General features: G+C 62.5%; 10 protein-coding genes and 3 tRNA genes. All 13 read right to left on the bottom strand.

Annotated elements, in window-relative coordinates; translation table 11 throughout:
• A partial coding sequence (locus tag ACKTSJ_RS03280) for a GTP-binding protein (protein ID WP_407897354.1) occupies nt 1-363 on the bottom strand: 363 nt, incomplete at its 3' end.
• 56 nt (nt 364-419) lie between these two features.
• A tRNA-Thr gene (locus ACKTSJ_RS03275) sits at nt 420-494 on the bottom strand.
• Nucleotides 495-502: 8 nt separating this feature from the next.
• Nucleotides 503-576, bottom strand: a tRNA-Gly gene (locus ACKTSJ_RS03270).
• A 50-nt stretch (nt 577-626) separates the two neighbouring features.
• Nucleotides 627-711 (bottom strand) — tRNA-Tyr (locus ACKTSJ_RS03265).
• A gap of 106 nt (nt 712-817) precedes the next feature.
• Nucleotides 818-1,492, bottom strand: a complete 675-nt coding sequence (gene radC / locus ACKTSJ_RS03260; RefSeq protein WP_407897352.1) for a DNA repair protein RadC — start codon at nt 1,490-1,492, stop codon at nt 818-820.
• A complete protein-coding gene (locus tag ACKTSJ_RS03255) occupies nt 1,479-4,781 on the bottom strand; it encodes a UvrD-helicase domain-containing protein (protein WP_407897351.1) in 3,303 nt (1,100 codons plus the stop codon). Before ACKTSJ_RS03255 ends, radC begins: the two co-directional genes overlap by 14 nt.
• Nucleotides 4,778-7,327: a PD-(D/E)XK nuclease family protein gene (locus tag ACKTSJ_RS03250; RefSeq protein ID WP_407897349.1), complete on the bottom strand. Its 2,550-nt coding sequence runs from the start codon at nt 7,325-7,327 to the stop codon at nt 4,778-4,780. Before ACKTSJ_RS03250 ends, ACKTSJ_RS03255 begins: the two co-directional genes overlap by 4 nt.
• Nucleotides 7,324-7,647, bottom strand: a complete 324-nt coding sequence (gene fdxA, locus ACKTSJ_RS03245; RefSeq protein WP_407897347.1) for a ferredoxin FdxA — start codon at nt 7,645-7,647, stop codon at nt 7,324-7,326. Before fdxA ends, ACKTSJ_RS03250 begins: the two co-directional genes overlap by 4 nt.
• A gap of 8 nt (nt 7,648-7,655) precedes the next feature.
• Nucleotides 7,656-8,372, bottom strand: coding sequence for a type 1 glutamine amidotransferase (locus ACKTSJ_RS03240; protein WP_407897345.1), 717 nt, complete (start codon nt 8,370-8,372; stop codon nt 7,656-7,658).
• Nucleotides 8,373-8,395: 23 nt separating this feature from the next.
• Entirely contained in the window at nt 8,396-9,193 is a 798-nt protein-coding gene (gene folE2 / locus ACKTSJ_RS03235; RefSeq protein WP_407897343.1) for a GTP cyclohydrolase FolE2, read from the bottom strand.
• A gap of 63 nt (nt 9,194-9,256) precedes the next feature.
• Nucleotides 9,257-11,101 (bottom strand): 1-deoxy-D-xylulose-5-phosphate synthase, encoded by a 1,845-nt coding sequence (gene dxs / locus ACKTSJ_RS03230; protein ID WP_407897341.1) that lies wholly within the window; start codon nt 11,099-11,101, stop codon nt 9,257-9,259.
• On the bottom strand, nt 11,101-11,994 hold the full coding sequence (locus ACKTSJ_RS03225) for a polyprenyl synthetase family protein (RefSeq protein ID WP_407897339.1): 894 nt from the start codon (nt 11,992-11,994) through the stop codon (nt 11,101-11,103). Before ACKTSJ_RS03225 ends, dxs begins: the two co-directional genes overlap by 1 nt.
• Nucleotides 11,994-12,233, bottom strand: a complete 240-nt coding sequence (locus tag ACKTSJ_RS03220) for an exodeoxyribonuclease VII small subunit (RefSeq protein ID WP_407897337.1) — start codon at nt 12,231-12,233, stop codon at nt 11,994-11,996. Before ACKTSJ_RS03220 ends, ACKTSJ_RS03225 begins: the two co-directional genes overlap by 1 nt.
• Between the last annotated feature and the right edge of the window lie 72 nt (nt 12,234-12,305).

The raw sequence follows: 12,305 nt of genomic DNA, 5'->3' as shown, positions 1-12,305 counted from the left end.
CAGGATGTGTTCGCGGGTCTGCGGCATGGGACCGTCGGCGGCGGAGACGACCAGGATGGCGCCGTCCATTTGCGCGGCGCCGGTGATCATGTTTTTGACGTAGTCGGCGTGCCCCGGGCAGTCCACGTGTGCGTAGTGCCGGTTGGCGGTTTCGTATTCGACGTGGGCGGTGTTGATGGTGATGCCGCGCGCCTTTTCTTCCGGCGCCGCGTCGATCTGGTCATACGCCTTGGCTTCACCCCCGAATTTCTTCGATAGCACGGTGGTGATCGCCGCCGTCAGGGTGGTCTTGCCGTGGTCAACGTGGCCAATCGTGCCGACGTTTACGTGCGGTTTGGTACGTTCAAATTTGCTCTTTGCCATGATAATCCCCCATCAACCCAATTCAATTAACGAAAAGAACCTATAACACAAATACTTGGTGCCCATGGCGAGAATCGGACTCGCGACCTCTCCCTTACCAAGGGAGTGCTCTACCACTGAGCCACATGGGCATACACTTTGGAGCGGGTGAAGGGAATCGAACCCTCGTCATAAGCTTGGAAGGCTTCTGCTCTACCATTGAGCTACACCCGCAAAACCCGACACCAGCCCACCTGATACAACAGCAAACTGCTCGTAAAATCTGGTGGAGGGGGAAGGATTCGAACCTTCGAAGGCAGAGCCGTCAGATTTACAGTCTGATCCCTTTGACCGCTCGGGAACCCCTCCAAAAAGAGCGCGCGATTATCCATAGAACGCCCACCCCTGTCAAAGGGAAAATACGGAATACGCGGAATATCTTTCTGGAAACCCGCTCCAGGCCGGCACCCTTCCCTTACAGCAAGCCCTTTTCGGCGAAGGAATAGCCGCCCGTTCCCGCCACGACGAAATGATCCAGCACCCGCACATCGACCAGGGCCAGCGCCTGTTTCAGCGCGTCGGTCAGCAAGCGGTCCGCATCGCTCGGTTCGGCCACCCCGGAAGGATGATTGTGCGCGAGGATCAATGCCGCGGCATTGTGGGCCAGCGCGCGCTTCACCACTTCGCGCGGGTACACGCTGGTCTGGGTCAGCGTGCCCTGAAACAACTCTTCCGCCGCAATGACCCGGTGCTGTGCGTCCAGAAACAGCGCGACGAACACCTCCTGCCGCCGCCCCTGGAGCAGGAGGTGCAGATATTCGCGCACCGCGCGCGGCGAATTCAGCGCATCGCCAACCTTCATTTCCTCCCGTAGCGCCCGCCGCGCCATTTCCAGCACGGCCTGCAATTGCACGTACTTCGCGGGTCCCATGCCGCGCACCGCGCAGAACGACTTTTCATCGGCGGCAAACAGGCGGGTCAGGTCGCCGAACCGCTCCAGCAGTTCACGCGCCAGATCGACCGCACTTTTACCCGTCACGCCGATGCGCAAAAAGATCGCCAGCAACTCCGCATCGGACAGCGCCTGCGCGCCGCGCTGCAACAGCTTCTCCCGCGGACGCTCCCCCTTCGGCCAATCAACGATGCTCATCGCTCACCTCGCTCAATGTGCCCTCTGCAAATACCAGTGCGCAGCGCACCGGCTTCCCCTCGTACACCGACTGCATCGCAGCGCGGTATTCCCGCAGCTGCGCACGGTAGCGCGCCGCATCCTCGGCATCGCCCAGCTTGTAATCCAGCACCCACACTGCATCGTCGAATTCCACCAGACGGTCGATGCGTTTCAGTTCGCCCGCGGCATTGACATAGGGCATCTCGTTGCAGGCATTGCGATATTGCCGCGCATCGAAAAAACGCGCGAGTTGCGGCAATGCCATCAGGCGGCGGGCTTGCTGCCAGAGCATCTCCATTTCGGGCGCGGGAATAGCAAGGCGTCGCTGAAGTGCCCCCCGCTCGTCTGCACGCTGTTCAGTGAGCTGCTGCAACAAGGCATGCAGCCAGATGCCGCGCTGCTGTTGCGGGGTATTGCGCGCGGCGCGTTTGCCGGCGGGGAGGATGGCGGGCAGCGATACGCGCTGCACCCCCTGTGCGGCCTGCTTCATCTCATGCACGACACTATTGGAATGCAAAGGATTCTCCGCTTCGCCGATCACGGCCGCGATGCGCCCATACCAGGTGAGGCGCTTCGTCTCGCGCGCGCCCTGGCTGCCGCTGACGATCAGCGCCTGTTGCGCGCGGGTCATGGCGACGTAGAGCAGGTTCATCTCTTCGCGCGCCTGCTCGGCGGCATCCCGCTCGAACAAGGGCAAACGCATCTTCCCGCGCGAGGCCTGGTCGGTATAGAGCGAAAAATGCAGCGGCCGCGCCTCGTGCGTCGGCCAGTCCAGCAGCACATCGTTGCCGTCCCTGTTTTTCTTTTCCGCGTTCGCATCCAGCAGCCACACGATGGGCGCTTCCAGGCCTTTCGATTCGTGCACAGTATAGATGCGTACCGCGTCCCCGGCCGTGCCCAGCTTGCCCTCGTCAGGCGCATCATCGTCACTCTCGCGCAGTTCGCGCAACTCTTGCAGAAATCGCGGCAGGCTGGGATAGCGCCCCGCATCCACCGACAGCGCGATCTCCATAAAGGCATGCAGATTGGCCGTCACTTTTGCGCGCGTCTCCTGCGGCAGCGCGGCGCTATAACGCGCGATCACCTCGCCTTCGAAATAGACGCGATCGAGCAAGTCGTGCACCGGCAGCTTGTCGGCCAGCGCGAGCCAGCGTTGCAGCAATTCGACGGCGCGTTGCAGGGCGGGAGAAGGTTCGGACAAGTGTTGCAGACGTTGCCACCACGAAAGGCGAGTGGGGGATGCCAAGTGCCGCGCAGAATCCTCGGCTCTCGATAGCCGCTCCTCAGCACTGCTTGATGCCAAGCGCATCAGGTCCGCATCGCTGCACGCAAAAATTGGCGTGCGCAACACCTGCGCCAGGGCTAGATCGGCGAACGGCGTGATGAGGAACAGCAGCAGCGCCTGGATGTCATCTGCCTCCAGCGTGTCGAGCAGGCCGCCACGGCGCGAAGTGATGAAGGGGATGTGCCGCGCGCGCAGGGCTTCTTCGTAGCTCGCGAGGTGGGTGCGGCTGCGCACCAGCACCATGATGTCACCCCAGGTCGCACGACGCGCACCCTCTTCATCGTTCACTGACCACGCGTTGACGATGGTTTGCAATTGCGTGGCGAATTCTTTGGCTTCTTTCTGGCGTGCGCCTTCTTCGGTTTCGGTGCGACAGGTGGTGAGCGGGTTGCGCAGCTTCATCGAGGGTTCCCCCACCCCAACCCCTCCCCCGGCGGGAGAGGGGCTGTCGGCGGCTGCAATTTCAGCGACCGCCAGCGGCATCACCAGCACATGCCCCGGCAATTCCGTCTGATGCGTCTGGTGCTCGACGAAATCGAAACCGTCCGGTTGCTCGCGGAACACCGCATTCACCGCATCGACCACAGCTTGCGAATTGCGGCGCGTGAGGCTGTTACCCAGGGTCTTCGCATTGAAATGTTTTTTCAGGTATTCGCGCGCCACGCCGAACAGGCGCGCATCGGCGCGGCGGAAACGGTAGATGGATTGCTTGGGGTCGCCTACCACGAACACGGTCGGCTGCGACTCCACCGCCACGGCGGCATCGAACCAGGCGCGCAGGATCTGCCATTGCAGCGGGTTGGTGTCCTGGAACTCGTCCAGCAATACATGGCGATAGCGGCTGTCGAGTTTGTACTGCATGGTCTCGGCGTGTTCGCTTTGTTGCAACAGGCGGCACAACTGCCATTCCAGATCGGAGAAATCCATCTGCTGCTTCTGTGCCTTGAGCGCCTGATAGCGTTCGAGGAAAGCCGCGCCGCACTGCAGCACGGCTTCGTTCAGGCGATAGGCTTGCTGCTCGGCCAGAGTGTCGCGCACTTCCTGCACGCTGGCGAACATCGCATCGCGCGCAACCAGAAAGGCTTCCGCATCCTGTTTTTTCGTCGGCTTGAAACTGCGCGGCTCATCGGCCTGTGTGAACAGCAAGCGCGACACCGCATCGAAACGCGCCTCGGGCGCGCTGTTCGTCCACACCCGCTCCAGCTCGCCGGCTTTCTTCGCCTGCGTGTCGGTGCCGTTGCTCGCCAACTGGCGCACGAACGCGAAATACACTGCTTCGCTGTTGCCGCATGCGACCCAGTCAACCATCGGATCGAAATCCATGTCCACCGCCAGATCATTGCGCAGGTGCTCCAGCGCGAACGCCAAGCCATCCTGTCGGCCCTGCGTATAGGCCCACCACTCGGCGCGCTTGGCGAGGAAGTTGAACAACAGCTTGCGCGTGTTGAACAGGCCATGGTTCTCGAACAGCCATTGCATGTGCTGCGCCGGTTCGCCATCCGGCTGTTTGCGCATCTGCTCCAGCAGTTCTTCCCACGCTTCTTCCTGCTCCGCACCGGCGTGTTCCAGCAGACTCATCCCCTGCATCACATCCGCATTCAATGGCGCGCGCTGCATGACCTGCATGAACCAGCCGTGGAAGGTGCTGAGGGTGATGGCGGGCTGGGCCAGCAACACGTCCTTATAGAGTGCGCGCGCACGTTGCAGTTGTTCGTCGCTGAGTTCCGCGATGCCGCGCTCGGCGAAGAACTTCCGCACGAAAGCGTCATCGCCCAGCGCCAGATCGCGCAGCCACAATTGCAAGCGCGCCTGCATCTCCTGCGCGGCCTTGCGCGTAAAGGTGATGGCGAGGATGGTCGAAGGCGGCGCACCGTCCAGCAACAGACGCACGATGCGCGACACCAGCAGCCAGGTCTTGCCGCTGCCGGCACAGGCCTCGACCACGACGCTGCGGTTGGGATCGAGGGCGATGTGGTTGCTCATACCCATTCCCCCTTGCGGCACACCCCGCGCACTTCGCAGTACGCGCACACCGCATCGATGCCGTTCGCCGGCAGCCCCGCTCCGCCGCGCATCTCGCCCATCACCTGCTCCAGCCGTTCCGCATTCAGTTGCGCCAGCAGCGGCACGTCCTCCTTGGGCGCGACCTCGCTCACCTTGCCGCCCTCGATGCTGACAAAAGCCGCATCCGCCGCTTCGTGCGCGTAGGCGTAGCAGGCGAGTTGCACATCCTCGCCCGGCTCCTTTAATTTGTTGCGCAACACCTGTTCGCTCTGCGTCTTGTAATCCAGCACCCGTTTCTCGTCGTCGCGCACATCCAGCCGGTCGATGCGGCCGCGCAGGCGGATGCCTTCCAGCGGCCAGTCGAAAGCCTGTTCGGATTCCGCATAGCGCCAACCGTCTGCCTCGCGCGTCGTCTGCCATTCGAGGTAGGCTGGCAAGGACTGCATCCAGCGCGCCAGCCAGGCGCGTGCCGTGAAGTCCTGTGCCAGCAGGTCTGCAAAGACTTCCTCGCTGATGCGCTGCAAGACAGCCATCATTTCTTCCGCGTCGCCTTGCATCACCAGCGGATACTGCGCGTGGAAACGTTGCAGGATGGTATGCACGCGCTCGCCGTAAGCGCGTTTTTCGATGGCTTCCGGCACTTCATCCAATTCGTTCAACTTCAAGATGTGGCGCGCATAGTATTGATAGGGGCAGGCGACCAGCGAGTTGTAGCCGCTGATGGAGATGCTGCCCGGCACGCTGTCAGGCAAGACACTCGGCGCAGGCTGCGCAGACTGTGCCAGCGCTACATGCTGCGCATCTTCCGCTGCAAGGTACGCGTGCAACTCGGGCTCGCTCAGATCATCCCCTTGCGTCTGTTGATGTGCATCGCGCAACATCTGCAGAAACGGGCTGAGCAAACGCGCTTCGCCTTCCCGCTCTTTCTGCCAGGTGACCAGCACCTCGTCGTTCATGGCGAGCAAGGCGCGCAGATCGTCGTGCTGACGCGCGGCATGGAAACTGCGCGTGGGCAGCCCCAGCGTGGCACGCACCGCATCGTTGAACCAGCGTCCGCCATCGCCTGCGCTCGGCAGATGAGCTGCATCGCACCCCAGCAACAGCACCGCATCGAAATTGCGCCAGCGCGTCGCCGCCAGATGGGTGAAACGCACCGGGCTATCTATGCTGCTGTCGCGGAAGGTGGCGATATCCAGTTGCTGCGCCAGCCAGCGCCGCCATTCGGCGAAGTGATAGCGGCCGGCATCGTCCTGCAGTTCCTGCTGCCAGTTCTGCAAAGCGCGCAGCAACTGCTGGCCGGCATCGTCCTGCTGCAAACCAGCGTCTATGCCTAGCACGTTCAGGCTTTGCTGCAAGGCCGCCAGCCATTCCGCCAGCGTCTGCTTCTTGTTCTGCACCAGCAGCGCTGCTGCCTGTCGCAAGCGTGCCAAAGGTTGGTGCAATGAAACTTCGTGTTCGGTGAGCGCAACGAATTTATCCAGTCCGGCGACCACGCCCTGTTTGCGCAGCAGTTGTTCCAGTTGATACACCGCAGCCTTGCGTGCGCCCGCCGTCATGTCGGCGAAGATGAACGGCGACTTGAGCAGGTCGAGCAGGTCGTGATGATAGAAATCGCTTTGCAGCGCGGTGAGCCAACGATCCAACACCGTGCTGACCGACAGCGTGGCGAAGGTCCAGCCGCTTTCGTCTGCCACCAGTATCTCGGCGCGCTCCAGCAGCGCACGCGCACGGCGCGCCACCACCCGGTCCTGCGCCACGATGGCGATGGTGCGCTTGCCGTCGCCCAGCCAGCGCCGCACTTGCATGGCGGCGGCATGGGCTTCCTGTTCGAGCGAGGTGGCGGCGAAGAATAGCGGTGCCCGAGCAGGCACATCCATCTCTCTCAAATCAAACACCTTCACCGGCGCGCGCTGCTCATATTCTTCAAGGAAGCGTTGTTCCAGCGCATCCCATTCCGAGGTGCGCAGCACATACAAGGGACGCTCAGCCTGTTGCGCCAGCTTGCCGAGACGCATCTGATAGGCACGCGCAGCATCCAGTTCATCGCCGGCCTGCATGACATGCCACAACTCGAACACCAGCCGCGCTTCCAGTTGCAGCGTGGCGTTCTGCCGCGCCTGCCAGGCTTGCTGCACGGCAGTCGCGAACGTCTCCGCGTCGTCCGGCAAGGCATGCAATGCGTAGGTGAGTTCGTCGAACAGCTTGAGCAGCTCCTGCGTCATGCTCCACAAGTCGGCGTGCTCGAACCATTGCAATTTGCGCAGTTGCTGGTAGAGCAAGGCACTGCGCTGGCTGTCGCTGGCGACGGGTGCGGCGAGCGGCACGCCTTGCGCCCATTCGTTCAGCGTTACCATCTGCGGCAGCAGGAGGGCGGGCACTTGCGCACGGCGCATCAAGGCTTGCGCCAGCGGCTGCGCGGCATGCATGTTGGGCAGGATGATGGTAATGCCGCGCAGGTCGGGCGCGGGATGCGCCGCGAGGATGCGTTGGGCGACGCGTTCGAAAAGCTCGGTTGCTTTGCTCACCGCTTTAACAGATGGAGTTTGTCTTTGACCTTGATCCAGTCATCGGCGTCTGCGGGCGCGTCTTTCTTCGCCGTGATGGGCTTCCATTGTTTCGCCAGCTCGGCATTCAAGGCGATGAACGGCTGCTGGTCTTGCGGCAAGTCGTCCGCCGCATAGATCGCCCCGGCCGGACATTCCGGGACGCACAGCGAACAGTCGATGCACTCCTCGGGATCGATGACGAGGAAGTTCTCGCCCTCGCGGAAACAGTCAACCGGGCACACTTCGACGCAGTCGGTGTATTTGCAGCGGATGCAGTTGTCGGCGACGACGTAGGCCATGCCGCATTCTAACTGTTTTTGCGCGAAAGCCCCCGGAGCCAGTGCTGGTAGAGGCGTTCGGCAACGCGCTGCAGGGGCGGCAGTTTTGCGTGCATCTGCGCCTGCATGGTTTTCGCCGTCTGGACGGCAACACGGTTGCGCGCAGACTCGATTTCCTGCGCGCCTGATTCGCACCAGTCGCGCACCATCTGCCCGGTCATTTCGACGTGGCATTGCAGCGCCAGATGTTTGCCCATGGCCCAAGCCTGATGGGTGCAGTGCGCGCTGGCGAGCAGATGCGCCGCGCCGCGCGGCAAGGAGAAGGTCTCACCGTGCCAGTGAAAAGCCTCGAAGCGGAAGATGTCGCCGAACCACGCGCGTGCGCCGGCATTGTCGGACACGGTCACCTCGCCCCAGCCGATTTCTTTCACCGGATTCCGCGTGACGGCAGCGCCCAGCGCTTTCGACATCAGTTGTCCGCCCAGACAATGCCCCAACACGGGAATGTCATGCTCTACCGCCGCGCGGATCAGCGCCAGCGTTGGTTCGATCCACGGCAGGTCATCGTTCGCGCTCATCGGCCCGCCCATCAATACGAGCCCGGAAAAATCACGCACATCCGGCGGAACAGGGTCTCCGGCATCCATGGCAACAAGTCGCCAGGGAACGGCATGGCGATCGAGAAACTGCGCGAGGTAACCGGGGCCTTCGAAGGGGACGTGGCGAAAGATGGCAACGGGTTTCATGCGGGATGATTTGTCCTGCCGCCTCAATTCTGCGTCTTGTCACGCTCGATCAGAGCATAGGCAGAATGATTATGGATCGACTCGAAGTTCTCCGACTCGACGATGTAGGATTCGATGCGTTCGTCCGCGTTGAGGGCGGCCGCAATGTCCCGCACCATGTCCTCAACGAACTTGGGATGGTCGTACGCATATTCCGTCACATACTTTTCGTCCGGACGTTTGAGCAGACCGTACAATTCGCTCGATGCCTGGTCTTCCGCGACCCGCACCAGCTCCTCGATCCACACCACGCTGCAGGTGCGCACGGTGAGCGTGACATGCGAACGCTGGTTGTGCGCGCCGCGCTCGGAGATTTCCTTTGAACACGGGCACAGGCTGGTCACCGGGACCAGCACCTTCATGCTGAAGCGATACTTGCCCTCCACGATTTCGCCGATAAAGCTCACATCGTAGTCGAGCAGACTCTGCACCCCGGAAACCGGCGCGGTCTTGTTGACGAAATAAGGGAAAGCCATCTCGATGTAGCCGGATTTCGCTTCCAGCTTTTGCACCATTTCGCGCAGGATGCTTTCGAACGATTCGACCGAAATCTCGCGTCCGTGCTGGTTCAATATCTGCACGAAGCGCGACATGTGCGTGCCCTTGAAATTGTGCGGCAGATGCACGTACATGTTGAACGTGGCGACGGTGTGCTGCACCCCGACGCTCTTGTCCTTGACCTTGACCGGATGGCGGATGCTTTTGATGCCGACCTTGTCGATGGCGAGGTGGCGTGTATCGGCGCTGCTTTGCACGTCAGGGATGGGCGCGATCGAGTTCATGATTCGTCTCTTGAAAAATGAGTGGACGGGAATAATAACCTATTCCCGACGGATTTACTCGGGTTAATCCGTGCGCGTTGCGCCGACGCTGCGCGCAATGCCCGCAGCATCGAGTCCGCATTCCGCCAGCAACTGGGCCGGATCGCCCTGTTCGATGAAGCGGTCGGGCAAGCCCAGTTGCAGCAGCGGAACGGTCATGCCGTGCCGCGCCAGGCATTCCGCCACCGCGCTGCCCGCACCGCCCTGCACGGCGCTCTCTTCCACCGTCACCAGCAGCGTGTGCTCGCGCGCCAATTGCATCACCAGCGCTTCATCCAGCGGCTTGACGAAGCGCATGTTCGCCACGCTCGCATCCAGTTGTTCCGCCGCCGCCAGCGCCGGGGTCAGCATCGAGCCGAAAGCAAGGATGGCAACCGCTTTCCCGCTGCGGCGCAGCTCGCCCCGGCCCAGCGGCAGGGCCTGCATGTCCTGTTGCACCGCCACGCCGGGACCGACCCCGCGCGGGTAGCGCACCGCCGTCGGCGTATCCATGCGGAAAGCGGTGAACAGCATCTGGCGGCATTCGTTCTCGTCGGCGGGAGCCATCACCGTCAGGTTTGGAATGCAGCGCAAAAAACTCAAATCGAAACTGCCAGCATGGGTGGCGCCGTCGGCCCCCACCAGACCGCCGCGGTCGATCGCCAACAGCACCGGCAGGTTCTGGATGGCGATGTCGTGGATGAGCTGGTCGTAGGCACGCTGCAAAAAAGTCGAATAGATCGCCACCACCGGCTTGTAACCCTCGCACGCCAGCCCGGCGGCAAAGGTCAGCGCGTGCTGCTCGGCGATGCCCACATCGAAATAGCGCTGCGGGAACCGCTCGGCAAACTGCGGCATGCCGGAACCTTCGCACATCGCCGGCGTGATCCCCACCAGCCGGTCGTCCGCCGCCGCCATGTCGCACAGCCAGTCGCCGAACACCTGGGTGTAACTCTGGTGCGGCGCCGGCTTGGGCACGATGCCGCTGGTGCGGTCGAACTTGCCCACGCCGTGATAGAGCAGGCAATCGGCTTCCGCCTTGTCGTACCCCTTGCCTTTCCGGGTGACGATGTGCAGGAACTGCGGGCCCTCCAGCTTGCGGATATTGCCCAGCGTATCGAGCAGTACATCGATGTCGTGGCCGTCGATGGGGCCGATATAGTTGAAGCCGAATTCCTCGAACAGCGTCCCCGGCGTCATCATGCCCTTGAGGTGTTCCTCGGTCCGCTTGGCAAATTCCAGCATGGGCGGCAGGCCCTTCAGGACCTTCTCGCTGCCGCGCCGCATCGCGGCATAGAAACGCCCCGACATCAGCCTGGCAAAATAATTATTGAGCGCGCCGACCGGGCGCGAGATGGACATGTCGTTGTCGTTGAGAATGACCAGCAGGTTCGCATCCATCGCGCCCGCGTTGTTCAGCGCCTCGAACGCCATGCCGCCGCTCATCGCGCCGTCGCCGATGATGGCCACCGCACGCTCGTCGGAGCCGCGCAATTTTGCGGCGGCAGCCATCCCCAGCGCCGCGGAAATGGACGTGCTGGAATGCCCGGTGCCAAAGGTGTCGTAAGGGCTCTCCTCGCGCTTGGGAAAACCCGCGATGCCGCCCTTCATGCGCAAGGCGCCCATCGCCGCGCGCCTGCCGGTCAGGATTTTGTGCGTGTAGGTTTGATGGCCGACATCCCAAACCAGCTTGTCGGTCGGGGTGTCGTAAACGTAATGCAGCGCGATGCTCAACTCCACCGTGCCCAGATTGGAAGACAAGTGGCCGCCGGTCTTGCTCACCGACTCGATCAGGAATTCGCGCAATTCCGCCGCGAGTTGCGGCAACTGCGCACGATCCAGCTTGCGCAGGTCGTCCGGCATGTTGAGTGTGTCGAGCAAGGGGGTCATCAGAACTTCCTCAATACGATGAAATCGGCCAATTCGCGCAAGCGGCGCGCCGCATCGCCGAACTCGTCCAGACACTGCAACGCCTCGCCATGCAGGCGTTGTGCCATTTCCTTTGCGCCCGCCAGCCCCAGCAGGCTGACGTAAGTAGGCTTGGCATGGTCGGCATCCTTGCCCGCCGTCTTGCCCAAGGTCGCGGTATCCGCCTCGCAGTCCAGCACATCGTCCACCACCTGGAAGGCAAGGCCGATCAGCTTGCCAAAATGGTCCAGCCGTTCGAGTTGCGCGTCGCTCAACCGGTCACCGCAATAGGCGCCGAGCAGGATCGCGGCGCGGATCAGGGCGCCCGTCTTGTGGATGTGCATCTGCTCCAGTTCGGGCAAGGTCAGCTGTTGGCCGACACCGGCGAGATCGAGGGCCTGACCGCCCGCCATGCCGCGCGAGCCGGACGCCAGCGCGAGCAGTTTCACCATCTGCAACTGCCGTTTCGCGTCGTCGTGCAACGCGCGCTCCGCCAACAATTGAAAAGCCAGACTCTGCAGCGCGTCGCCCACCAGCAGAGCGGTGGCTTCGTCGTATTCGACATGGCAGGTCGCCTTGCCCCGGCGCAACACATCGTCATCCATGCACGGCATGTCGTCGTGCACCAGCGAATAGGCATGGATCAGCTCCGCCGCGGCGGCGGCGACCTCGACGCGCGCCACTGCGGCGCCCGCCAGTTCGCCGGCCGCATACGCCAGCAACGGGCGCACCCGCTTGCCGCCTTCCAGTACGCTGTAGCGCATGGCCTGATGCAGACGCTGTGGCGCAATCCCGGGCGGCGGCAGCAGCCGCTGCAGCACGCTTTCAAAGGAAGTCTGGCGGGTCGCAACCCAGGTTGCGAAATCGGTCATCATCAACCGTTCGCGTCGTCCGTGGCGGAAAAAACCTGGAGCGCCCCGGCTTCGAGCACGCGCACCTGCTGTTGCACGTCATCCAGACGGGTGCGGCAGAACGCCGACAGTTCGGCGCCGCGCTTGTAGGCGGCGAGCGACTCGTCCAGATTGAGCTTGCCCGACTCCAGCTCGGCCACCAGCTGCTCCAGCTCGGCCATCGCCTTCTCGAAACTCATCGTCTTGTTTGCTTTGCCGGACATCGGTAACCGCCTTGTTGGGAGAGGCGTGCATTTTACCCAAGCGCAACCGGCAGGGCCAATTTTTGTTGCCCG

Origin of the sequence: Ferrigenium sp. UT5 (assembly GCF_045866295.1) — a bacterium.
Classification (GTDB): domain Bacteria; phylum Pseudomonadota; class Gammaproteobacteria; order Burkholderiales; family Gallionellaceae; genus Sideroxyarcus.
Note: the sequence above shows the minus strand (reverse complement) of the source record. Positions and strands in the feature narration are given on the sequence as shown.